The organism is Burkholderia perseverans (assembly GCF_022870505.1).
Classification (GTDB): Bacteria; Pseudomonadota; Gammaproteobacteria; order Burkholderiales; family Burkholderiaceae; genus Burkholderia; species Burkholderia plantarii.
This window is the reverse complement of the sequence record NZ_CP045093.1, coordinates 1,087,798-1,111,856: the sequence shown is the minus strand read 5'-3', so window position 1 is coordinate 1,111,856 and position 24,059 is coordinate 1,087,798. Positions and strand designations below refer to the sequence as shown.

At 69.3% G+C, this 24,059-nt stretch carries 17 protein-coding genes and 2 pseudogenes; 11 read left to right on the top strand and 8 right to left on the bottom strand.

The window, feature by feature from the left end:
* Nucleotides 1–626: 626 nt before the first annotated feature.
* The 3 genes from BpN12_RS33285 (at nt 627) to BpN12_RS04605 (ending at nt 4,810) form a co-directional block, all read left to right on the top strand.
* Entirely contained in the window at nt 627–2,999 is a 2,373-nt protein-coding gene (locus BpN12_RS33285) for a tetratricopeptide repeat protein (protein ID WP_280529127.1), read from the top strand.
* A 366-nt stretch (nt 3,000–3,365) separates the two neighbouring features.
* The gene (locus tag BpN12_RS04610) at nt 3,366–3,671 is read left to right on the top strand and encodes an ArsR/SmtB family transcription factor (RefSeq protein WP_246794123.1); all 306 of its coding nucleotides are present in this window, start codon (nt 3,366–3,368) and stop codon (nt 3,669–3,671) included.
* Nucleotides 3,672–3,748: 77 nt separating this feature from the next.
* On the top strand, nt 3,749–4,810 hold the full coding sequence (locus BpN12_RS04605; RefSeq protein WP_246794122.1) for an alkene reductase: 1,062 nt from the start codon (nt 3,749–3,751) through the stop codon (nt 4,808–4,810).
* Nucleotides 4,811–4,936: 126 nt separating this feature from the next.
* Here the strand turns inward: BpN12_RS04605 and BpN12_RS04600 are convergent, their stop codons facing one another.
* Together BpN12_RS04600 and BpN12_RS04595 are read right to left on the bottom strand one after the other, a co-directional pair.
* Nucleotides 4,937–6,733: an ABC transporter ATP-binding protein gene (locus BpN12_RS04600; protein WP_246794121.1), complete on the bottom strand. Its 1,797-nt coding sequence runs from the start codon at nt 6,731–6,733 to the stop codon at nt 4,937–4,939.
* Entirely contained in the window at nt 6,726–8,504 is a 1,779-nt protein-coding gene (locus tag BpN12_RS04595) for an ABC transporter ATP-binding protein (RefSeq protein WP_246794624.1), read from the bottom strand. Before BpN12_RS04595 ends, BpN12_RS04600 begins: the two co-directional genes overlap by 8 nt.
* A gap of 486 nt (nt 8,505–8,990) precedes the next feature.
* Here BpN12_RS04595 and BpN12_RS04590 point away from each other — a divergent pair, with 486 nt between their 5' ends.
* Nucleotides 8,991–10,346: a carotenoid oxygenase family protein gene (locus tag BpN12_RS04590; RefSeq protein ID WP_246794120.1), complete on the top strand. Its 1,356-nt coding sequence runs from the start codon at nt 8,991–8,993 to the stop codon at nt 10,344–10,346.
* Between the two features lie 143 nt (nt 10,347–10,489).
* On the opposite strand, the gene BpN12_RS04585 is transcribed toward BpN12_RS04590, so the two are convergent.
* Complete coding sequence (locus tag BpN12_RS04585) at nt 10,490–11,659, bottom strand: mandelate racemase/muconate lactonizing enzyme family protein (RefSeq protein WP_246794119.1); 1,170 nt, start codon at nt 11,657–11,659, stop codon at nt 10,490–10,492.
* A gap of 112 nt (nt 11,660–11,771) precedes the next feature.
* Here BpN12_RS04585 and BpN12_RS04580 point away from each other — a divergent pair, with 112 nt between their 5' ends.
* Complete coding sequence (locus BpN12_RS04580) at nt 11,772–12,689, top strand: LysR family transcriptional regulator (protein ID WP_246794118.1); 918 nt, start codon at nt 11,772–11,774, stop codon at nt 12,687–12,689.
* 102 nt (nt 12,690–12,791) lie between these two features.
* Here the strand turns inward: BpN12_RS04580 and BpN12_RS04575 are convergent, their stop codons facing one another.
* Nucleotides 12,792–15,077: an NADP-dependent malic enzyme gene (locus BpN12_RS04575; RefSeq protein WP_246794117.1), complete on the bottom strand. Its 2,286-nt coding sequence runs from the start codon at nt 15,075–15,077 to the stop codon at nt 12,792–12,794.
* A gap of 138 nt (nt 15,078–15,215) precedes the next feature.
* Here BpN12_RS04575 and BpN12_RS04570 point away from each other — a divergent pair, with 138 nt between their 5' ends.
* Nucleotides 15,216–16,184 carry a LysR family transcriptional regulator gene (locus tag BpN12_RS04570; RefSeq protein WP_246794116.1) on the top strand — a complete coding sequence of 323 codons (969 nt, stop codon included), beginning with the start codon at nt 15,216–15,218 and terminating at the stop codon, nt 16,182–16,184.
* A 109-nt stretch (nt 16,185–16,293) separates the two neighbouring features.
* Here BpN12_RS04570 and BpN12_RS04565 read toward each other — a convergent pair whose 3' ends face one another.
* A complete protein-coding gene (locus BpN12_RS04565) occupies nt 16,294–16,428 on the bottom strand; it encodes an entericidin A/B family lipoprotein (protein ID WP_042627551.1) in 135 nt (44 codons plus the stop codon).
* 239 nt (nt 16,429–16,667) lie between these two features.
* On the opposite strand from BpN12_RS04565, the gene BpN12_RS04560 reads away from it, so the two are divergent.
* The 3 genes from BpN12_RS04560 to BpN12_RS04550 all read left to right on the top strand — a co-directional run bounded on the left by BpN12_RS04560 (nt 16,668) and on the right by BpN12_RS04550 (nt 20,399).
* Nucleotides 16,668–17,960 carry an aspartate carbamoyltransferase gene (locus tag BpN12_RS04560; protein WP_246794115.1) on the top strand — a complete coding sequence of 431 codons (1,293 nt, stop codon included), beginning with the start codon at nt 16,668–16,670 and terminating at the stop codon, nt 17,958–17,960.
* Between the two features lie 163 nt (nt 17,961–18,123).
* The gene (locus tag BpN12_RS04555; protein WP_246794114.1) at nt 18,124–18,282 is read left to right on the top strand and encodes a hypothetical protein; all 159 of its coding nucleotides are present in this window, start codon (nt 18,124–18,126) and stop codon (nt 18,280–18,282) included.
* 254 nt (nt 18,283–18,536) lie between these two features.
* Nucleotides 18,537–20,399: a peptidoglycan D,D-transpeptidase FtsI family protein gene (locus tag BpN12_RS04550; RefSeq protein WP_246794113.1), complete on the top strand. Its 1,863-nt coding sequence runs from the start codon at nt 18,537–18,539 to the stop codon at nt 20,397–20,399.
* 97 nt (nt 20,400–20,496) lie between these two features.
* Here the strand turns inward: BpN12_RS04550 and BpN12_RS04545 are convergent, their stop codons facing one another.
* Nucleotides 20,497–21,180, bottom strand: a complete 684-nt coding sequence (locus tag BpN12_RS04545; protein ID WP_246794112.1) for a DUF4336 domain-containing protein — start codon at nt 21,178–21,180, stop codon at nt 20,497–20,499.
* Between the two features lie 134 nt (nt 21,181–21,314).
* On the opposite strand from BpN12_RS04545, the gene BpN12_RS04540 reads away from it, so the two are divergent.
* On the top strand, nt 21,315–21,851 hold the full coding sequence (locus BpN12_RS04540) for a TetR/AcrR family transcriptional regulator (RefSeq protein ID WP_246794111.1): 537 nt from the start codon (nt 21,315–21,317) through the stop codon (nt 21,849–21,851).
* Nucleotides 21,852–21,919: 68 nt separating this feature from the next.
* Here the strand turns inward: BpN12_RS04540 and BpN12_RS04535 are convergent.
* Nucleotides 21,920–22,132 (bottom strand): annotated as a pseudogene (locus tag BpN12_RS04535) (DUF3820 family protein); the annotation flags it as partial.
* Nucleotides 22,133–22,152: 20 nt separating this feature from the next.
* On the bottom strand, nt 22,153–22,467 hold the full coding sequence (locus BpN12_RS04530; protein WP_246794110.1) for a helicase: 315 nt from the start codon (nt 22,465–22,467) through the stop codon (nt 22,153–22,155).
* 449 nt (nt 22,468–22,916) lie between these two features.
* On the opposite strand from BpN12_RS04530, the pseudogene BpN12_RS04525 reads away from it, so the two are divergent.
* A pseudogene (locus tag BpN12_RS04525) lies at nt 22,917–23,954 on the top strand (TolB family protein); the annotation flags it as partial.
* Nucleotides 23,955–24,059 lie beyond the last annotated feature (105 nt).

Below are 24,059 nucleotides of genomic sequence, written 5' to 3'. Positions count from 1 at the left end.
CAGGACAGCCCCGCCGCGCTGCACGGCCGGGCCAAGGCTGCGGCCGGTGCCTCGGTCGAGGATCGATGCCGGCCGCGCAACACACTATATATATAGCGTGTTGGAACCGACGCCGAGCCGCGCTGTCGAAGCGGCCCCTTTCTTTCCCCCGGAACCACCTTGCATCCAGCCGCCCGGCCACGGCGCCCACCATTCATCCGGGCCGCATGTTACTTACGGGTTACCGCGCATTTCCTGCCATCGGAAAGCTTCGTCGGCACGCCGTAGCCGACGGGCCGCCATTTTCCAGGCAGACCGCCGTGTCGTCGACAACCCTGGATCGGCGGCCGCCACGGCCTCGACAACGCTTTCACGCCACCGGACACCGGCCGACCAGCCGCCATCACGCGCCAATACCGCGCCGCACATGGTCCGCATGCCGCAGCACCAGGCCACGCGCGATATGACCACGTATTAATGCCGGTAAACAACGCCGGGATCCGACTTGCTATGGTCCACCGGAATCCGCCCGTCTCGACGTGGCCGCGGCTTGCGTTCCCCGGATCGCCCGATCGGGATGGCGCGCCGCCCGGCAGACCGCGTCGGGACGGCGTCGTCGACACAACAGTTTCTCCGGCAAGCAAACGATGGAAAGCAACCAGATGCTGGCACTCGCGATGGAGCACCATGGCGCGGGCCGGCTCGGCGAAGCGCGCGAGCTGTACGAACGCGCGCTGGCAGGCGCCGTGGACGAGGCGAACGTGATGTTTCGCCTCGGCGTGCTGAACCTGCAATGCGGTGCCCACGAGGCGGCGCTCGGCTGGCTCGACCGCGCGCTGGCCCGTGCGCCCGACAACCTCCGCTACCACCTCGCGCGCGGGCACGTGTTCACCGCCGCGCAATGCTTCGCCGAGGCGATCGACGCCTATCAGCGGGCGCTGGCGCTCGACGCCCGCTCGGTCGATGCGCTGTTCGCGCTGGCCACGACCTTGCAGGCCGTGGCGGAGACCGCCGCCGCCGTCGAGGTCTACGCCGCGCTGCTGGCCATCGATCCGGCGCACGCCGACGCCCTCAACAATCTCGGCAACTGCCACCGCCAGCAGGGCGACGCGCCCGCCGCCGAAGCCGTCTACCGGCAGGCCGTCGCGCTGCATCCGGGCGACGCCAACGCGCTGACGAACCTCGCCACGCTGGTGCTGGCGGCCGGCCGGACCGGCGAGGCCGTGGCGCTGCTCGAAGCCGCGGTACAGGCCGCCCCCGACTGGCCATGCGGCCTAGCGAACCTCGGCGTCGCGCTGCATCGCGGCGGCGACTTCGCGGGCAGCGCGGCGCGGCTCGCGCGCGCCCTGGAACTGGACCCGGCCTTCCCCGAAGCCGACTACAACCTGGCCAACGCGCTGCATGCGCTCGGCCGGCGGCCCGAGGCGCTGCTCCACTACCGGCGCGCGATCGAACAGGCGCCCGCGCATGCCGACGCCTGCAACAATCTCGGCATCGTCCATCGCGAATCGGGGCAGCTGCACGAGGCGGCCGACGCGTTTCGCGCCGCGATCGCGCTGCGGCCCGATTTTCTCGCCGCGCTCAACAACCTCGCCGTGGTGCTGCGCACGCTCGGCGCGATGGACGAGGCCGAGGCGCATCTGCGCCGCGCGCTCGCGGTCGATCCGCACCATGCCGTCACGCACAACAATCTCGGCAACGTGCTGAAGGACCAGGGGCGCCTGGACGAGGGCATCGACAGCTATCGCCGCGCGCTCGCCGGCGATCCCGACAACGTCCTCGCGCACGGCAACCTGGTCTATGCACTGTCGTTCCAGGCCGACCAGCCCGGGCCGATCCTCGAGGAATGCCGCCGCTGGTCGGCACGGCATGAAGCGCCGCTGCGCGGCGCGCGCCAGCCGCATCCGAACGACGCGACGCCGTCGCGGCGGCTGCGCATCGGCTACGTGTCGCCGGACTTCCGCAACCACTGCCAGACGCTGTTCACGCTGCCGCTGCTCGCGCATCACGATCACGGAAACTTCGAGATCTTCTGCTACGCGAGCGTCGCGCGGCCCGACGACCTGACCCGGCGCCTCGCCGCGCATGCCGACGTCTGGCGCGACGTGAGCCGGCTCGACGACGAACAGCTCGCCGGCACGATTCGCGACGACCGGATCGACATCCTGATCGACCTGAGCATGCACATGGCCGACAGCCGGCCGCTGCTGTTCGCGCGGCGCCCGGCGCCGGTGCAGATCGCGTGGCTGGCCTATCCGGGCACCACCGGCATCGACGCGATCGACTACCGGCTGACCGACCCGTGGCTCGATCCGGCCGGCGCCGATGCCTGGTACACCGAGCGCTCGATCCGCCTGCCCGATTCGTTCTGGTGCTACGACCCGCTGGCGGATACGCCGGCCGTCAACGCGCTGCCCGCCCTCGCCAACGGCTATCCGACCTTCGGCTGCCTGAACAATCCGTGCAAGCTCGGCGACGCCTCGTTCCAGCTATGGGGTGCCGTGATGCGCGCGCGGCAGGACGCCCGGCTGATCCTGATGGCACCCGAGGGCTCGGCCCGCGCGCGCCTGCTCGACAAGCTGGCGCGGCACGGCATCGCGGCCGAACGGGTCGCGTTCACGCCGTTCCGGCCGCGCGCCGACTATCTGCAGACCTATCACCGGATCGATATCGGGCTCGACACGATCCCGTACAACGGCCACACCACGAGCCTCGATTCGTACTGGATGGGCGTACCGGTCGTCACGCGGATCGGCGACACGGTGGTGGGACGCGCCGGCCTGAGCCAGTCGACGAACCTGGGGCTGGGCGAGGTGGTGGCCGACAGCGACGCGCGCTTCGTCGAGATCGCCGTCGAGCTGGCGCGCGACCTGCCGCGGCTCGGCGCGATGCGGGCGAGCCTGCGCGAGCGGCTCGCGGCCTCGCCGCTGATGAATGGCCCGCGCTTCGCGGTGCATATCGAGGCCGCGTATCGCGAGGCGTGGCGGCATTGGTGCGACGAGGCACGCAGCGTCGGATAACGTGCTTGACCGCGCGTCGGCATCCACCGTCGCGCGACTGAAGCCGGGCTGCGGTCCGGTTCAATAAGCGCGAACATCGCCCGAGACACGCATACGACGACGAACCGGGGCTGAACCGCTCCGCGAGGCACGGCGATCTTGCCGATACGGCGCCGCCGCCGCTCCTTTGCATCGGCACGAAACAGCAGCCGCGCGGGCACGCCCGTGGCGCCCCGCTTCGCCGCGTGAAACGCCCGCCGCTCCTCACCCACGAACCACCGATAACCCGCCACCCGCCGTGGTTATTTTCATATATCGCGATATCCCGATATATGATTCGTTCGACGACGATACACGCGGAGCCCGTTGCTCCACCGACTTTCATCCATGACGCTCGACATCGACGCGATTCACAAGGCGCTCGCCAATCCGGTCCGCCGCGACATCCTGCTCTGGCTCAAGGAGCCCCACCGGCATTTTCCGGAGCAGGTCCACATGTCGCTGCAGGAAGGCGTGTGCGCGGGCCAGATCGACGCGCGCTGCGGCCTGTCGCAATCGACCGTGTCGGCCCACCTCGCGACGCTGCAGCGCGCGGGGCTGGTGCAATCCTCGCGGTTCGGCCAGTGGGTGTTTTTCCGGCGCAACGAAACGGTGATCCGGGCGTTTCTCGATCAGTTGCAAACCAACCTGTAACGGCGTTGCCGAGCCAGGACCGCGTCCGCGGAACGGTTCGTCCGGCATCCTCATTTTCGATAGATAAGGAATCCTTCATGCCTACCCTGTTCGATCCGCTCGTCATCGGCGATCTGACGCTGCGCAACCGCGTCGTGATGGCGCCGCTCACGCGTGCCCGCGCCAGCGAAGGCCGCGTGCCGAACGCGCTGATGGCGCATTACTACGCGGAGCGCGCCTCCGCCGGCCTGATCCTCACCGAAGCCACGGCCGTCACGCCGCAGGGCGTCGGCTACGCGAACACGCCCGGCATCTGGTCGGACGAGCAGGTCGAGGGCTGGAAGCTCGTGACGAAGGCGGTCCACGACGCGGGCGGCCGGATCTTCATGCAGCTGTGGCACGTCGGCCGGATCTCGGACCCGGTGTTCCTGAACGGCGACCTGCCGGTGGCGCCGAGCGCGATCGCCGCGGGCGGCCATGTGAGCCTGCTGCGTCCGGAACGCCCGTTCGTCACGCCGCGCGCGCTCGAACTCGACGAAATCCCCGGCATCATCGCCGCCTATCGCAAGGGCGCCGAGAACGCGAAGCTGGCCGGCTTCGACGGCGTGGAAGTCCACGGCGCGAACGGCTACCTGCCCGACCAGTTCCTGCAGGACGGTACCAACCACCGCACCGACGCCTACGGCGGCTCGATCGAGAACCGCGCGCGCTTCCTGCTCGAAGCCACCGACGCCGCGATCGAGGTGTGGGGCGCGCAGCGCGTGGGCGTCCACCTGTCGCCGCGCGGCACCGCGCATACGATCAGCGATTCGGACCCGGCCGCGACCTTCGGTTACGTCGCGCGCGAACTGGGCCGCCGCAAGGTCGCGTTCCTCTGCGTGCGCGAGCCGCTCAGCGACGACCGCCTCGCACCGCGCCTGAAGGCCGAGTTCGGCGGCCCCGTGATCGCCAACGACAGCTTCACGCTCGACACCGGCAAGGCCGTGGTCGCCGCCGGCGAGGCCGACGCGGTGGCCTGGGGCAAGCTGTTCATCGCGAACCCGGACCTGCCGCGCCGCTTCGAACTCGACGCGGTGCTGAACGCGCCGGTGCCGTCGACGTTCTACGCGGATGGCGCGACCGGCTATACCGACTACCCGTCGCTCGAAAACATCGCCTGACGCAGTAGCACGCCTGCCGCACGTGAGGCTTCACGCATGCGGTGGGCGCATGGCCATGCCGATGCCGGCATGGCCATGTCGTTTCGGCGCGCCCCCGCGTCGCCGGCTTTCCGCCCATCCCCCGCCCTACACCGCCCCCGCGCCGAGCCGCGACGGATACGCCGACGCGTGCCGCTGCGCCATCCACATCGCGCGATAACGCCCCTCGGTCCTCAGCAGTTCCTCGTGCCGACCCTGCTGCACGAGCCGCCCGCCATCGATGACGAGAATCCGGTCGGCGCCGACGATCGTCGACAGCCGGTGCGTGATCACGATCACGGTGCGGTCGCGCACCAGCACGTCGATCGCCTGCTGGACCGCCAGCTCGCTTTCCACGTCGAGCGCGGAGGTCGGTTCGTCGAGACAGACGATCGGCGCGTCCTTCAGCAGCGCCCGCGCGATCGAGATGCGCTGCCGCTCGCCACCCGACAGGCGCCCGCCGATCTCGCCGAGCCGGGTCTGCCAGCCCTGCGGCAGCCGCGCCACGAAGTCCTCGCAGCGCGCCGCGCGCGCGACCGCCAGCACGTCGGCGTCGCTCGCGTCGGGGCGCGCCATCCGGATGTTGGCCAGCACCGTGTCGTCGAACAGGTAGACGTCCTGGAACACCACCGAGATCAGCGCGTTCCGCGCGGCCTCCGGAATCTCGCGCAGGTCCACGCCGCCGATCCGGATCGCGCCGCGCTGCGGATCGGCATGACGCAACAGCAGGCGCATCACGGTGCTCTTGCCGGAGCCGGACGGCCCGACCAGCGCCGTCATGCCGTGCATCGGCAGCGCCATGTCGAAATCGGCGAGCGCGTCGGCCTGCCCGCGCGCGTAGCGAAATCCCACGCCCTCGAAAGCGAGGTCGAAGCGCGTCGGCACGCGCGGCGCGCCGCGCAGCGGCAGCGGCTCGATCGCCGACAGCGCCGCGATCCGCGCCAGCGCCGCCGCGATCAGCTCGAGCAGTTTCGCGTAGCTGACCAGCGTCGCCATCGGCTCGGAAAAACGCGCGACGGTCACCATCACGGCGGCCACCACGGCAAGCTCGAGCGTGCCGTTCACGACCCACGTCAGGCCCGCGGCCACCACCAGCTGCAGCCCGAGTTCGACGAGGCTCGCGATCGCGAGGCCGGGGCTGGCCTCGCGGCGCAGCGCCGCCAGCTGGACGTCGTGGACGCGCCGGAACCCTTCGTCGAGCCGGCTCGCGCGGGCCAGGTCGACGCGCGCGGCGCGCAGCGCCGGCAGGCCCTGCATGAACTCGACCACGTCGGCATCGAGGCGCCGGTCCGCGTCGGCCAGGGTCCGCGCGCCGCGCGCGAGCGCCGGCCGGCGCCACCGGTAACTCAAGCCGATCAGCGGAAACATGATCAGCAGCATCAGGCCGATCCGCCAGTCGATCAGCAGCGCGGCGAGCGCGACCACGCAAGGCGTCACGCTCGCCACCAGGATCAGGTTGGCGAGCGCGATCGTGTAGTTGAGGTTCTCGTCGACGCTGCCGAGCAGCAGCGCGTTCAGCTCGCCCGAGCGCGAATCCTGCAGCGTCTCGAGCGGCATGCGGCGCAGGCGTTCGCCGAGCTTCACGCGCAGCGCGTGCGTGGCGCGCGCGAGCCGGCCGTTGAATTCGAAGCCCTGGGCACGCCAGCGCAGCATGGCCGTGACGAGCGTCAGTGCGCCCAGCGCGGCCAGCCAGCCGAACACCGTCGCCGCCGGGCGCCGGCCGGCGACGGCCTCGAACAGCGGGAACAGGCAGGCGAAGCCGAGCCCCTGCGTGAACGCGGCCACGGCGAGCCCGATCAGGCTGCGGTTCAGCGCGCCGGCGTGGTCGCCGGCGGCCTCCAGCAGGCGGCGGTAGGCGGCGCGCCACGCGGCCGGACGCTTCGCTTCGATGCGGACGTCACTCATCGCCGGCCTCCTGTCGGCTCCGGTCCGCCGGCTCCCCGGTTTCCTCGGACTCCTCAGGTTCTGTTTCGCCGCGCAGCCTCCAGCGATGCGCGCGCTCGTGGCAGCGCCACAGTCGCGCATAGACGCCGCCCAGCGCCATCAGCCGGCCGTGCCGCCCGTGTTCGACCAGCTCCCCGCCGTCGAACACGAGGATCTGGTTGGCATGGCGGATCGTGGCCAGCCGGTGCGCGACGATGATCACGGTCTTGCCGCGCATCAGCCGCGACAGTGCCTCGATCAGTTCGGCCTCGGTCTCGGGGTCCGAGAACGCCGTCGCCTCGTCGAGCACGAGGATCGGCCGGCGCTGCAGGATCGCGCGCGCGATCGCGATGCGCTGCTGCTGGCCGCCCGACAGGAACACGCCGCGCTCGCCGGCCGGCGTGTCATAGCCGTCCGGCAGCCCGGCGATGAAGTCGTGGGCCTGCGCGGCGCGCGCGGCGGCCACCACCTCGTCCAGCGTCGCGTCGGGCGAGCCGAGCCGGATGTTGGCCGCGATCGTGTCGGCGAGCAGGAAGCTGTCCTGAAACACGAACGCGACCTGCGCCATCAGCGTGTCGGTGCTGATGTCGCGCACGTCCACGCCGCCGATCAGCACGCGCCCGGCGTCGACGTCGCGAAAGCGCGGGATCAGCTGCGCGACCGTGGTCTTGCCCGCGCCGGACGAGCCGACCAGCGCCGTGGTGGTGCCGGGCGCGGCGTGGAAGCTCACGTCGCGCAGCGCCGGCGCGCCATGACCGTAGCCGAACCGGACGTGCTCGAAGGTCACGCTCGCGTCGCGCGGCACGCGGCCGTCGGCGGGCTGGCTCATGGCCGGCAGCGCCATGATCTGCCCGATCCACGCCACGCTCAGCTTCGCCTTCTCGACCATGTGATGGAGCGCCATCATCGGCAGCACCGCCTCGGCCACGCCGGCCCCGATCAGCAGCGCGCCGATCCAGGTCGCGAAGTCGAGCGACCCGCGCAGGCACAGCACGGCGCCGAACCCCGCCAGCACGAACAGCCCCGGCAGCGGATTGAGCAGCGCCGACGACAGCCGCGCGGCGGCGCCGGCGCGGCGGTACCAGCCCGTCAGCACTTCCAGATAGGCATCGAGTGCCTGCTGATAACGGCCGAACGTCGCGTAGCCGATATCGAAGGTCCGCACCACCGGCATCGCCTGCACGAACTCGACGACGGCCGCGCTCACGCGCTCGCGCGCCGCGTGGTAGGCGCGCCCGATCTCGACCGAACTGCGCATCGCGAACGACAGCACGCCGCCGCCCGCCACGATCATCGCGACCACGCAGAGCGCGAGACGCCAGTCGAGCCAGGCCAGCGCGGCCAGCATCGCGACCGGCGCGACGAACGCGCGTGCGTAGAACGGCGTGCTGTCGGCCACGAACACGTGCAGCGCCTTCACGTCGTCATGGACGACCTTGGCGAGCGCGGTGGCGCCCGTCTGCTGCACCGTGCCGAGCGAGACGCGGGCCACGTGATCGACCAGCTCGCGGCGCAGGATGGTTTCGAGCCGGAACGCCGCGCGATGCGACTGGCCGAAGCTGGCGAGCCGCGCGAAATAGGCGCCGGCCAGGCACAGGCAGGCGACCAGCACGGCGTCGAGCGGCCAGGCCCGGGGCGCCTCGCCGACGCGCCGGATGGCCCAGGCCAGCGACAACAGGAAGCCCACGCCGAGCAGGGCGGCAAGCGACGACAGCGCCATCGCGAAACGGATCTGGCCGCGCACCGGGCGCATGATGCGCCAGGCGCCCGGCGGCGGTGGTGGCGGCGGCTCGTGCGTCGCTGGGCGATGCGGGGATGAAGACGGATCCGGCAGATTTGACATGGTCGTTCCCGATGGATGGAACCGCAGGAGAGGGACAGCGAGGCAGGCGGACGGCGTGAGCCGGGCCGGTGCGACAAGATTCGGCGTCCTGACGATATCGAAGCGGTTTCGTGTCGCAAAGAGCGCATATCGACGCGATCGATCGGCGGTTCGCGGGCGCGCCGCCTCACGGGCGATGGCCGACGCGCGGGCCATCGCTTCGCGCGACGCGTCGGCGGCCCGGCGCGCCGACGCGCCGACGCGCGAATGGCAGGCACCGGCCTCACGCCCGAGAACACGCCACGCCGTTGCCAGCAAGCCTCCCACGGCGTCTCATATTTTTATCCGGATATTATTGACCACCTATTTATACCCGGGTATAAATTACAACTTGCCTCGACTCCCCCGCTTCCCACCATGCTCCCCATCGACCTGAACGCCGGCGCCCTCGCCCCCGTCGCCGCCGAAACCGGCCACACCACGCTGCGCGTCACCGGCACGATCCCGCGCGAACTGCGCGGCCAGCTCGTGCGCAACGGGCCGAACCCGCTCACCGGCCGCTTCGCGGGCCACGACCTGCTGTCGTGGTGGCCCGAGGCCGCGATGCTGCATGCGATCGATTTCGCCGACGGCCGCGCCACCGCCTACCGCAACCGCTGGCTGCGCACGCGGCGCTGGGCCGAGCATCACGCGCCGGCGCTCGTCGACGCGATGCCCGACACGAATCCGAACGTCAACGTGATCCGCCACGCCGGCACGACGCTCGCGCTGGCCGAAGGCGGCATGCCGCTCGCGATCTCGCCGGCGCTGGAGACGATCGGGCCCGCCGACCGCCACCCCGCGTTCGCCGACGGCATGACCGCGCATCCGAAGCGCGACCCGCTCAGCGACGAGCTGATCGGCTTTCGCGCGCATTGGGCCGCGCCGTACCTGCGGTATCGGGTGGCCGCGCCGGACGGCGCGACGCGCGTGGACCTCGAGATCGAGCTGCCGCGCGCCGCGATGATGCACGACCTCGCGATCACCGCGACGCACAGCCTGCTGCTGGACCTGAACGTGGTCTACGACTTCGCGATGCTCGCGCGCGGCCATCGCATGCCGCTGCGCTGGGACGACGGCCGGCCGGCACGCATCGGCGTGCTGCCGCGCCATGGCGGCGCGGTGCGCTGGTTCGAGGTGGCACCGTGCTTCATCCAGCACGTGATCAACGCCTACGACGTGGACGACGGCACCGGCGCGGGGCCGTCGCGGATCGTGCTCGATGCGATCCGCTATCCGTGGTTCCTGCGGCTCGCGCCGGATGGCAACGGCTTCGACGCGAACCCGCCCGGCCAGCCGTGGCGCTATACGTTCGATCTGGCGCGCGGCGCGGTGCAGGAAGCGCCGCTGCTCGATGCCGCGCTGGAGCTGCCGCGCATCGACGAACGGCGCACCGGCCGCGCCTATCGCTTCTTCCATGCGGCCGAGCAGCCGCGCCTCGACGAGATGCGCGGCATCGTCCGCGTCGACGTGCGCCGCGGCGAGATCGTGCGCCACGCGATCGCGCCCGGCGACCAGAACAGCGAGCCGGTGTTCGTGCCGCGTCCCGGCGCCGCCGCAGACGACGAGGAGGATGGCTGGGTGCTGGCCTGCGTCTGGCGCGCGGCCACCGATACGAGCGACGTGATCGTGCTCGACGCCGCCGCGATCGACGCCGCGCCGCTGGCCACGGTCCATCTGCCGGTGCGGATTCCGGCCGGCTTTCACGGCGCGTGGCTGCCTTCCGCCGAATGAGAAACGGCCCGGCCGCATGAGCCCCCTCAAGCGCTCACGCGGCCGGGCCGCGGTCGGACCATCAGTCGGATCATCCGCCGGACCTTGGCGGCGGCATCATCGACACCACCGCGCCCGGCCGACCCGATCCGCCCGGTTCAAGCTCAGTTCGACGACAGTTCCCGCATCACCCGATACAGGTCCGACTTGCCCTCGAAGCCGATGCCCGGCAGGTCCGGCATCGTGATGTAGCCGTTCTCGACCTTCACGCCGTCGGGGAAGCCGCCGAACGGCTGGAACAGGTCCGGATACGATTCGTTGCCGCCGAGTCCGAGCCCCGCCGCGATGTTCAGCGACATCTGGTGGCCGCCGTGCGGGATGCAGCGCGAACGCGACCAGCCGTGCTGGTGCAGCATGTCGAGCGTGCGCAGGTATTCGACCAGCCCGTAGCTGAGCGCGCAGTCGAACTGCAGCCAGTCGCGGTCGGCGCGCATGCCGCCGTGGCGGATCAGGTTGCGCGCGTCCTGCATCGAGAACAGGTTCTCGCCGGTCGCCATCGGCTTGTCGTAGTAGTTGCGCAGCGTGGCCTGCAGTTCGTAGTCGAGCGGGTCGCCCGCTTCCTCGTACCAGAACAGGTCGTATTTCGAGAGCGCCTTCGCGTACTGGATCGCGGTGTCCAGATCGAAGCGGCCGTTCGCGTCCACGGCCAGGCGCTGGCCGTCGCCGAGTACGCTCAGGATCGAGTCGATGCGGCGCAGGTCCTCGTCGAGCGACGCGCCGCCGATCTTCTTCTTGACCACCGTGTAGCCGCGGTCGAGATAGCTGCGCATCTCGTCCTTGAGCTTGCCGTGGTCCTGGCCCGGGTAGTAGTAGCCGCCCGCCGCGTAGACGAACACCTTGCGGTCCGGCGTGCCCGTGCCGTAGCGCTCGGCCAGCAGCTGGAACAGCGGCTTGCCGGCGATCTTCGCGACCGCGTCCCACACCGCCATGTCGATCGTGCCGATCGCCACCGAGCGCTCGCCATGGCCGCCCGGCTTCTCGTTCTGGAACAGGGTGGCCCAGATGCGGTGCGCGTCGAGATTCTCGCCGCTGTCGTCGACGAGCGAGGCCGGATCGGCCTCCATCACGCGCGGGATGAAGCGCTCGCGCATCAGCATGCCCTGGCCGTAGCGTCCGTTCGAATTGAAGCCGTAGCCGACGACGGGCTTGCCGTCGCGGATCACGTCCGTGATCACCGCGACGAGGCTCAGCGTCATCTTGCTGAAGTCGATGTACGCGTTGCGGATCGGGGAGCTGATCGGGAGGGTCTGTTCGCGGATTTCAACGATTCTCATGGAGGGGTCCGAAGTTCTGGCCCGCCGACGGCCGGCGGCTGCACGAGACGCTAGGTTAGGCGCGGACCCAGGCCTTATGATTCACTGAAACTCACTTCTTTATTCACTTTGAGTGAAAACCGAACTCGCCTCCCAACTCGAATTCTTCGTGCTGCTCGCGCGCCACGGCAACCTGTCGGCGGCCGCGCGCGACATGAACCTGACGCCGCCCGCGGCCACCAAGCGGCTGATGCAGCTGGAGGCGCGGCTCGGCGTGCGGCTCGTGAACCGCACCACGCGCAGCATCAGCCTGACCGCCGAGGGCGAAACCTACCTGCACTACGCGACGCGGATCCTCGCCGACGTGCGCGAGATGGAGGAAGCGGTGGCATCGAGCCGCTCGGCGCCGCGCGGGCTGCTGCGCGTGAACGCCACGCTCGGCTTCGGCCGCACCACCATCGCACCGCTCGTCTCCGAGTTCGCGCGGCGCCATCCGCACGTGGAGGTGCAGCTCGACCTGACCGACCGGCCGATCGACCTCGTGGACAGCGGCGTGGATCTGGCGGTGCGCTTCGGCGAGCTGCCGGACCGGCGCCTGAACGCGCGGCGCGTGATGTCGAACCGGCGCTTCCTGTGCGCCTCGCCGCGCTATCTGGAGCGGCACGGCACGCCGCTCGCGTTGACCGACCTGGCCGCGCACCACTGCATCCTGCATCGCCAGAACGACGATGCGCACGGCGTCTGGAAGCTGATGCGCGACGGCCACGCGGAGAGCATCAAGGTGACCGGGATGCTGTCGAGCAACGACGGCGACATCGTGCTCGGCTGGGCGCTGGACGGCCACGGCATCCTGCTGCGCTCGGAATGGGATCTCGCCAAGTACCTGGAGAGCGGCCGGCTGCGCGTGGTGCTGCCCGAGTACGTGCAGCCGTCGGCCGACCTGTTCGTCTATTACGCGGACAAGCGCAACCAGTCGGCGCGCGCGCGTGCGTTCATCGACTTCCTCGTCGAGCGGTTCCGGCGCGGCGCGGCGGCGCTGCCGCTCGGCTGAGGGCATGGCGGCCTCGCCAATGAAGACGCCCTCGCGGCAAGCCGGGAGGGCGTCGTGAATTACACGCGGCCAGACAGCGGCCGGCGGATCAATCCGTCATGATCAGTCGCGATTGGCCTGCAGCACCGTCAGCGCGGTCATGTTGATGATGCGGCGCACCGTCGAGCTGGCCGTCATGATGTTGACGGGCGCGTTCACGCCGAGCAGGAACGGCCCCACCGCCACGTTGCTGCCCGCGCTCGTCTTCAGCAGGTTGTAGGCGATGTTGCCGGCGTCGACGTTCGGGCACACCAGCAGGTTGGCCGCGCCCTTGAGCCGCGAATGCGGCAGGAAGCGCTGGCGCAGCGTCTCGTCGAGCGCGCAGTCGCCGTGCATCTCACCCTCGATCTCGAGGTCCGGCGCGCGCTCCTTCACGAGCTCCAGCACTTCGCGCATCTTCGCGCCCGAGGCCGAGCTGCCCGAGCCGAAGTTCGAGCGCGACAGCAGCGCGACCTTCGGCGAGAGGTTCAGCCACGCCATCTGCGAGGCCGCCGCGATCGTGAATTCGGCGATCTGGTCGGCGTTCGGGTTGTCGTTGATGTGCGTGTCGACCAGCGCGACGGTGCGCTTGTCGAGCAGCAGGATGTTCATCGCGCCGTAGGTGCGCGCGCCGCGCGCCTTGCCGATCGTCTCGTCGACGAAGCGCAGGTGGTCGTGATAGGCGCCCACCGTGCCGCAGATCATGCCGTCCGCATCGCCGAGCCGCACCATCATCGCGCCGATCAGCGTCAGGCGCCGGCGCATTTCCACGCGCGCCATCTCCTTGGTGATGCCGTCGCGGCAGCGCAACTCCCAATAGGTCGTCCAGTACTGATGGAAGCGCTCGTCGTACTCGGGGTTGGTCACCTCGACGTCCTCGCCGAGCTTCAGCCGCAGCCCGAACTTCTCGATCCGTGCGAGCAGCACCTCGGGCCGGCCGATCAGGATCGGCCGCGCCAGCTTCTCGTCGACGATCACCTGCACCGCGCGCAGCACGCGCTCCTCCTCGCCCTCGGCGAACACGATGCGCGTCTTCGCGCCGTCGCGCACGAACTGCTTGGCCGCCGAGAACAGCGGCTTCATGAACGCGCCCGAGTGGTAGACGAACTGCTGCAGTTGGTCGGCGTAGGCGGCGAAATCGTCGATCGGACGCGTGGCCACGCCTTCCTCGATGGCCGCCTTCGCCACCGCCGGCGCGATGCGCAGCAGCAGCCGCGAATCGAACGGCTTCGGGATCAGGTACTGCGGCCCGAACGACAGGTCGTAGGCGCCGTAGGCGGCGGCCACCGAATCGTTCGGCTCTTCCTCGGCGAGGCCCGCGATCGCGTGGACCGCCGCGATCTCCATGCGCCGCGTGATGGTGGTGGCGCCCACGTCGAGCGCGCCGCGGAAGATGTACGGGAAGCACAGCACGTTGTTGACCTGGTTCGGGAAATCCGAACGGCCGGTGGCGATCACCACGTCGTCGCGCGTGGCGTGCGCGATCTCGGGGAAGATTTCCGGCGTCGGGTTCGCGAGCGCGAGGATCAGCGGGTTCTTCGCCATCTTCGCCAGCATCGGCGCCTTCAGCACGCCGCCCGCCGACAGGCCGAGGAACACGTCGGCGCCCTCGATCACGTCGTCGAGCGTGCGCGCCGGGGTGTCCTGCGCGAAGCGCGCCTTGTCCGGGTCCATCAGCGTGGTGCGGCCCTGGTAGACCACGCCGTCGATGTCGGTCGCCCAGATGTTCTCGATCGGCAGGCCGAGGTCGACCATCAGGTCGAGGCAGGCGAGCGCGGCCGCGCCGGCGCCCGAGGTCACCACCTTCACCTGCTTGATGTCCTTGCCGACCACCTTCAGCCCGTTGATGAACGCGGCGCTGACGGTGATCGCGGTGCCGTGCTGGTCGTCGTGGAAGACCGGGATCTTCATGCGCTCGCGCAGCTTGCGCTCGACCGTGAAGCACTCGGGCGCCTTGATGTCTTCCAGGTTGATGCCGCCGAAGGTGGCCTCCAGGCTCGCGATGATGTCGACCAGCTTGTCCGGGTCGGTCTCGGTGATCTCGATGTCGAACACGTCGATGCCGGCGAACTTCTTGAACAGCACCGCCTTGCCTTCCATCACCGGCTTCGAGGCCAGCGCGCCGATGTTGCCGAGCCCGAGCACGGCCGTGCCGTTGGTGATGACGCCCACCAGGTTGCCTCGGCTCGTGTAGTTGAACGCGTTGGCCGGGTCCTCGACGATCTCCTCGCAGGCCACCGCCACGCCCGGCGTGTACGCGAGCGCGAGGTCGCGCTGCGTGACGAGCGGCTTGCTGGCGGTCACGGAAATCTTCCCCGGCGTGGGGTACTGGTGGTATTCCAGGGCGGCCTGGCGGTCGGTCTTGTTCATCGTCTCCCTCGGGTTGGCTGCGCCGGGCCTGTCCCGGCGGCGATCTGAGGAAGCGATTCTAGGCAGCCGCTAAAGGCGCGCCATTTTGAATTAGTATGGGCGCATCACCTTTTCATGATGACCCGGGATCCCGCCACAGTGGCTTTCGATACGGACGAAGTGATCCGGCGCCTCAGCACCCGCCTGAAGATTCGCCACCTGATCCTGCTGCTGCAGATCCGCCAGCACGGCTCGCTCACGCGCGTGGCCGAGCAGATGGCGAGCAGCCAGCCGGCCGTCACGAACGCGCTGGCCGAACTCGAAGGCATGTTCGGCGGCCCGCTGTTCGACCGCACGCCGCGCGGCATGACGCCGACCGCGCTCGGCAAGGTGGTGCTGGCGCGCGCGCAGGCGATGCTGCACGACCTCGAGCACCTCACGCGCGACATCGAGGCGGTGGTGGCCGGCCACGCCACGCGCATCCACATCGGCGTGATCCCGTTCATCTCGGGCAAGACGCTGGCCGCCGCGATCCGCCGGACCCAGGCCGACGTGCCGCAGCGGCTCACCATGACGATCCACGAAAGCACCAGCGAGACGCTGATCGCGCAGTTGCGCGAGCACCAGCTCGACGTGGTGATCGCGCGCGCCACCGCCACCGTCGATCTGGCCGACCTGCGCTTCGAGGTGGTCCACCAGCAGCGGCCGCGGCTGATCGCGAGCCGGCGCCTCGCCGCGCGGCTCGCCCGCAGCGCGCTGAACTGGCAGAAGCTCGTCGAGCTCGACTGGATACTCGGCGCGCCGCACACGCCGATCCGCGAGCAGATCTCCGACCTGTTCCTGCGCGCCGGCGCGTCGCCGCCGGTGCCGATCGTCGAGAGCTACTCGTCGCGGCTGATCGGCGAGATCCTCGCCTCGAACGAGAACGCCGTGTCGATCGTGCCGGCCGACATCGCCGAGGAACTCGTGCATATCGCCGGCGTGGCGATCGTGCCGTATTCGCTCGACTGGACGCTGCCGCCGGTGGCGATCCTCACGCGCGGCGGGCCGCCGCGTGAAGTGGACACGCTGCTCGCGCGCGCGCTGCGGGCGCAGTATCAGGAAACCGAGGCGCGGCGCCCGGCCTGAGCGGCCCACTTCTCCCATCCCCCGCCGCACCAACGAAAACGGGCTGCCTGAGACATCAGGCAGCCCGTCGAGGGTCGCGATGCGCGCCGGTCGAGCCGGCGCCGCGCGCTTACTTGGCCTTTTCAGCCGTGTTCGAGATGGCGTTGCCGCCGCTCGAAATATCCTGGCCGGCACCGGCGATCGTGTTGCAGCCTGCGAGCGCGGCGGTCAAAACCAGCAGAACTGCGGCAATCGAACGAGTCATCGTGATTCTCCTTGGAAATTTGCCCGCACGAAACGAGCGCATCGTACCTTGTCGAACGGCCTGCGCCCCCGCTGGAGCGGGGACCGGTCCCGATTATACAAACGCGCCACGAGGCCGCCAGTAACTGATTGTAGTGCGTGGCGGAGAAGGTACATCACCTGCCAGGGGCTGCGGCGGCTTGACTTCGGCTCGCGACCGACTATTATACGCATCGCGTATATTTTGATATCGAGCCCGCGATGACCGCTCCCCAGCAAGCCTTCCTGCGCGACGCGATGCGTCGCCTCAACATGACCCGCGAAGCGTTCGCGAACCGTATCGGTGTGAGCCGCCGGGCACTCGACACCTGGCTGTTGCCCGACGACTCGCAGGAATCGCGCTCGATGCCCGAGATCGTCGAGCGCTACGTGACGGAAATCGTCACGCGTGCCTCGGACGAGACAAAGTATACGCAAAGCGTAGATACTTCATCGCTCGCGAGCCAGATCCTGTTCGAGGGCCGCCCGCAGCTGCTGTCCGTCGACCAGTTCTCGCGCGATTCGGTGGAAGCGCTGTTCCGCGTGGCCGACCTGATGCAGCCGATCGCGCGCCGCCGCAAGATCTCGCGCGTGCTGGAGGGCGCCGTGCTCGGCAACCTGTTCTTCGAGGCCAGCACGCGCACGCGCGTGTCGTTCGGCGCCGCGTTCTGCCGGCTCGGCGGCTCGGTCTGCGACACCACCGGCTTCACGTTCTCGTCGATGGCCAAGGGCGAATCGATCCACGACACCAGCCGCGTGATGGCCGGCTACGTCGATGCGCTGGTGATCCGCCACCCCGAGCAGGGCTCGGTGGCCGAGTTCGCGCGCGCGACCAACCTGCCGGTGATCAACGGCGGCGACGGCCCCGGCGAGCATCCGAGCCAGGCGCTGCTCGATCTCTACACGATCCAGCGCGAGTTCTCGCGGCTCGGCAAGATCGTCGACGGCTCGCACATCGCGTTCGTGGGCGACCTCAAGTACGGCCGGACCGTCCACTCGCTCGCCAAGCTGCTGGCGCTCTATCGCGGCATCCGCTTCACGCTGGTCGCGCCGGCCTCGCTGGAGATGCCGCGCTACATCGTCGAGCAGATCGCGAAGAACGGCCACGTGATCGAGGAGACCACCGATCTGGCGCGCGGGCTGGCCGGCGCGGACGTGGTCTACGCCACGCGGATCCAGAAGGAGCGCTTCGCCGACGAATCGTTCGAGGGCTACACGCCCGATTTCCAGATCAACCAGGCGCTGGTCGACACCGTCTGCCAGCGCGACACGCTGATCATGCACCCGCTGCCGCGCGACAGCCGGCCCGGCGCCAACGATCTCGCCACCGACCTGAACCACGATCCGCGGCTCGCGATCTTCCGCCAGACCGACAACGGCATTCCGGTGCGCATGGCGGTGTTCGCCGTGCTGCTCGGCGTCGATCACCTCGTGCAGCACTCGATGCGCGACGCGACGTGGCGGTCGCCCGCCTACCTCGGCCCCGAGGACGCGGTGTTCCACGGGATCGACTGAACGGCGCGGCCGGGCGTGCCGCCGCCGGTGGGCGCTCCTTGCGGCGAAACGGGTATGGGCAGGCCTTGCCGCGATTGCCTATAACGGAAGCGCGGAAGTCCTCGTCCGCGCCCTCCGCCGCTCCGCGCGGCGGCCCTTCGCTTTCCCGCACCGTGCCCACGCCATGACCGATCACACCACGCCGATTCCGGACCTGCCCGCCGATCCGACTCGCGATCCGGCCCCCGACACCGGCGAGCCCGCGCCGCCCGGCCATCCGCCCGGCCATCGCGACAGCCCGCAGTTGCCGCGCGACGCGCCGCCGGACAAGGACCCGGTCTAGATCCACCGGCTTTCCGCGAGCCGCAGCGGCAAAGCCGCCGGTTGCGCGCGCGGCCGGCCTGCCCCGCACCGGTGATCGTTCGCATCCCTGACGATGCGAGGCACACCGCCCGTCGGCACGCCGCCACGCACGGCCCCGGCCGCATCGCAAGCCGTCGTGCGCCGCCGCAAGCCCGCTCCAGATTCGCATCGACATTCATTACAAATCACCTTATATTCCTTTCAAATACCCCCACCTCCCTTCCGCTCGCCTTCATGCCGCAACGAAACAAGCCGAAATCCGCCGATCCTTACGTCGCCGTCGCGCGCAGCCCGATGCTCGGGTCGAGCCTGCCGATGTGGCGTTCGAAGTTCGTCGTGATCGTCATGTTTCTCGCGTTCGCCGCGCTGATCGCACGCGCGTTCTGGGTGCAGGTCGCCAATCAGGACTTCTATCTCGGCCAGGGTGAGAAACGCTATCAGCGCACCATCGAGCTGGACGCGATGCGCGGGCGCATCGTCGATCGCAACGGCGCGATGCTGGCCGTGAGCCTCGCCACCTACGAGATCTGGGCCAACCCGAAGCAGGTCGATGCGGCCGCCTACGGGCCGCTCGCGAAGCTGCTCGACATGCCGCACGCCGAACTCGCGCGACGCCTGACGGCCGACAAGAGCTTCGTGCTGCTGAAGCGGCAGATCGATCCCGACACCGCCGCGAAGATCGGCAAGCTCGACCTCGAAGGCATCACGCAGATCGCCGATTCGAAGCGCTTCTATCCGGAAGGCGAATCGGCCGCGCACGTGGTGGGCTTCACCAATATCGAGGACCGCGGCCAGGAAGGCGTCGAGCTGGCCGCCAACGACCAGCTGCTCGGCACCGCCGGGCAGCGCGAGGTGATCCGCGACCGGCTCGGCCGGATCATCTCCGATACGCGCCCGCTCGTGCCCGCGCGGCACGGCGCCACCGTCGAGCTGACGATCGACCGCCGCGTGCAGCAGCTCGCCTATGCGCAGCTGAAGGCCGCCGTGCTGGCCAACCATGCGAAGGCCGGCAGCGTGGTGGTGCTCGAGGCGCGCTCGGGCGATATCCTCGCGCTCGCCAACTACCCCACCTTCGATCCGAACGACCGCAGCCGCCTGACCGGCGCGCAGCTGCGCAACCGCGCCGTGATCGACACGTTCGAGCCCGGCTCGACCGTCAAGCCGCTGGTCGTGGCGCTGTCGATCGACACGGGCAAGGTCGGGCCGCAGACGCTCGTCAACACCTCGCCCGGCACCTGGAAGATCGGGCCGGCCGTGATCCACGACACCTCGAACCACGGCGTGGTGACGGTCGCGCAGGCGCTGCAGAAGTCGAGCAACGTCGCGCTCGCGAAGCTGGCGCTGAACCTGCCCGCGCAGACGATCTGGGACAAGTATCAGGAATACGGCATCGGCCACGCGCCGGAGCTGACGTTTCCCGGCGTCGCCTCGGGGCGGCTGCGGCCCTACCAGCGCTGGCGGCCGATCGAGCAGGCCACCATGGCCTACGGCTACGGGCTGTCGATGTCGCTGCTGCAGATCGCGCAGATGTACACCGCCTATGCCGGCGACGGCACGATCCATCCCGTCTCGCTGCTGCGCGACGGCAACGACGCCGGCCGCCAGGGCCATCGCGTGACGCGGCCAGAAACCGCCGCCGCGATCCGCTCGATGCTGGAGATGGCCGTCAGCGAAGGCGGCACCGGGCGCGCGGCGCGCGTGGACGGCTACCGGATCGGCGGCAAGACCGGCACCGCGCGCAAGCAGGAAGGCGGCACCTATGCGAAGGGCAAGTACCGCGCCCTGTTCGCCGGCATGGCGCCGATGAGCGACCCGCGCGTGATCGTCGCCGTGATGATCGACGAGCCGGGCGGGCGCGGCTATTACGGCGGGACCGTGGCGGGGCCGGTGTTCTCGTCGGTGATGGGGGGAACGCTGCAGCTGCTGGCGGTGCCGCCCGACGCGCCGGTCAAGCCTGATGCGGTGAAACCGGCTTCGGCCGGGGCGGTGGCGAAGCCGTCCGCGCGCGCCGTCGTGCATGCGCCGGGCGCGAAGGAGGCACGGCCGCGCGTGATGGCCGATACGCAGGCCGACGCCGGAGGCGCGGCGCGCTCCTGACGATTCATTCGCGGGCGCCGGTTCATGCAGGCGCCGTTCGGCCTGCCACGTTCAGTGCGTTGCACGCGTGCGCCGCGCCAACGCACCCGCTACCTAATCAGCGCGGCGCAAACACCCGGAACGCCTGCTCGACCAAGCGATGCGCGTCCACCTCGACGATCGAATCGTGGGCCATGACGACCCGCGTGAACGGCAACGCGAGGATGCGCGCCGCGCTCGCGCCGGCCGCCTGACGGTCCTTGACCAGCATCCGGATCGTGCGCGGCACCGCGAGCCGCCCGCGCACGCCGGTCAGCGCCGCGAAGGCCCGCGTCGCGAATGGTGCCTCGTCCCGCCAGCACTGGCACAGGTCGGTCACGATCAGCGTACTCGATGCCTTGTGAAACCAGACCGTCTCGTTGCCGAACGGGATGCCGTCGAAGAAGACCTGTTCGAAATCGGCCGCCCAGGCCGGCTCGACGCTGCGCGTCAGCTCACGCAGGTTTGGCAGGTCCGGCCGCTTGGCCGCCAGCCCCGGCGCGCCGAACAGCATGGCCTCGGGAAAAAGCTTCAGACAATCCGCCACGAACAGATGGTGGGCCTTGCTCGGCGCCACGATGTAGCGCACCTCGCCCAGCGTGCGAAGCTGCGCGACGACCTCGGCCGACAACGGTACGGGAGAATGCAGCCACAGCGATGCATCCTGAAGGCGAACCACGGTCATGCGCGAGGACACGCGCAGGCCGCTCGCCACGAACGGATGCTGGAGATGCCAGATATCGGTTGTTATGGGTCTGAGCATGATGGTAGTGGGCCTGGAATCCACGAGAAGCCGCCGGGGATGGGCGGTGCCGGTCAGAGAACTCTCCATACCGAGTGGTATGGAGAGTCGCATTCGCGATTGCCAATGTCAATACCTTTCGGTATGGTGGCCCGATGGATGATCGAAAAAACCGCGAGGACTGGCTGCGCGCCGGCCTGCAAGCACTCGCCGAGGACGGCGCCGACGGACTGCGCGTAATGTCCGTCGCCAGGCGGCTCAACGTCACCAAGGGCAGCTTCTACTGGCACTTCGCCGGCCTCGACGCCTACCTCGGCGAACTCGCGCAGTATTGGGAACGCAGCCACACCCAGGACGCGATCGACTGCGTGGAACAGCTCGGCGGCGATGCGCGGACCAAGCTGCGTCACTGGCTGAAGGGGGCCGCCGCGTCGGATCTCGCGCTCGATCGCGCGATCCGCTCGTGGGCGCTGACGCATCCGCCGACCCGTGACGTGCAGTTGCGCGTCGACGAGCAGCGCACCGCTTACCTGACCACGCTGCTGCGCGGCGCCGGACGCAACAAGGCCGAGGCCGCGACGCTGGGCCGTTGGTCGTATTGGGCGTTCATCGGTTATTCGACGCTCGAAGGCGCGACGGTGACGGAGAAGGAAATCGACCTGATTCTGTCGGTTTTGATTCCGGGGGCGTAGGGGCTGGTGCCACCGGCGGCTGGCTTGTTTTTGACTGGTTTTTGGCCAGCTTCCATCCCGGCCCTCACCCCCCGCTTGCGCAGCGGCTCCAGCAGATCCTTCAGGCCGTTATGGTCCAGCTCGTGCATCAGCGCGAGCAGCCGCCCGATCTCGCCGCGCGGGAATCCCTCCCGCGCCATCCAGTTCAGGTAATGCCCGGGCAGATCGGCGATGAGCCGGCCCTTGTACTTGCCGAACGGCATCTCCAGCGTGACCAGGCGTTCGAGGTCGGGCGTCTGCATGCGATTCGCGCTCCCGCCGCTCAGGCGTCCTTCAACCAGGGCATCTCCACCGGCGACACCACCAGCTGCCGCCCCTCGCGCTTCAGATCGAAGATGAAACCGACCAGGATCATGGAGTCGGCGTAGGGAATCGGGAACACGTGCGGATTCTCGACGCCCTGCAGCGGATGCGCGGGCGTGTTCGCCGTCGTCGCGGCGTTCTCGCGGATGCTGTCCAGTTCCTCCGCCATGGGCCGCCCGCTGTCCTCGAGCACGCGGTCGCGCAAATCCTGGAACGGTTCGATGCGCGCCCCGTCCTCGTGGTACCCGGGCACTTCGTAGATGAACCAGCTCATAGGCCTCTCCCCAAAAAGGTCGTCATTCTAACGCCCCGCGCCGGTCCGTCGAAACGCGGCGGCCGGCGCGACCCGCCGCGCGCGCGGCGCACGACATCGCGCCAACGCGACGCCGCGGCGGCCAAGGTCGTCATGCGCATCGGCAAATGCTACCGATACGTCATACCAAACGGGCGAAATGCCATCGGATTCGCCCGCTACTCGCCGCATTGGCCGGGCGCTGTCTTTCATAGACTTGTCGATAGATTGTCGTGAGCAAAGGAACGGCATGCCGCCAGCACGCGGCACGCCCCACCCTTTCTCGCTCCAAGGCGCGGCTAACCAGCGTTCGCCGAGGCCGCCTGCGCCCGTGCCCGGACCATCCCGACTTCGACCCGGCGTCGAGGAAATGCCGGCCCGCGTCGAGAGCGCGGCGGCGTATTCGACTCCATCCATCAGGATAACGAATCATGAAATTCATCTGCCTGGTCGCCAGCATCGCGACCGGGGTAGCGCTCAACCTGCTCGGCAGCGGCCTCGCCGAAGCCGGTTGCGTCAGCAATCCACGTGCGCAATCCAGCGCTTCGTTCCCCGCCACGCTCACCGGCAAGCTCGTCTATCACAGCTACGTCAACTACGGAGACGGCACGAGCCAGATCTACCTCTACGACTTCTCCGCCCACACGCTCACGCGCCTGAGCCAGCCCGCCTGGGGCATCACGGATCCGATGAACGCGGCGTTCAGTCCCGACGGCAAGTGGCTGACGTTCATGGGGATCTCGAACAACGCCTGGAACCTCTTCATGTATGCGCTCGGCGGCAACGGCGCGCCGGTCAACATGACCAACAGCACCGGCGCCACCCGCAACGAGGATCCGAAGTTCAGCGCGGACGGCAAGGGGCTGGTGTTCAAGCAGAACGGCGACGTCAAGCTGGCCACGCTGTCGTACACCAGCACCGGCCCGGTCTTCACCTCGGTCACGAGCCTCACCAACGTGCCGGCCGGCGGCGAATACTCGATGCCGTTCCTGGCGCCGGACGCGAGCGCCGTCTACTACGCGAGCGGCACCGGCGCGAACATGAAGGTGATGAAGCACGCCATCACCACCGGCGTGACCACGGCCTTCGCGCATCCCGCCGGCATGCAGGCCTACTATCCGATCGTGCGCGCGGACGGCATGGTGTTCTACGTGCGCTGGAAGAGCAACAGCCAGCTCGACCAGATCTACGCGAAGGCCGCCGAGCCGGGCGCGACCGCCAGCCAGCTGGCGCTCAACGACTGCATCAGCAACAACTCGGACCCGGCGCCCGTGAGCGGCACCAACTATCTGTTCTTCTCGTCGACCACCGCAGGCGGCTACCAGCTCTATCTGGGCGACGTGACGAACGGCCGGCGCTGGAGCCTTTCGCAGTTCGGCGTCAACGCCGACGCCAGCCGCGCCAAGCTCGGATCGAGCTACTATGCCGGCGCCACGGCGAGCCAGACGACCTTGCTGGCGGCGCATCGTTGAGCGTGGCTGTCGGCGCGTGACACCGCGCGCGTGACGGCTCGCCGAGCCCCCCAACGTGCCCATCTCGCGCCCGCCTCGCGCGGGCGCGCAACGGCAGCCGCA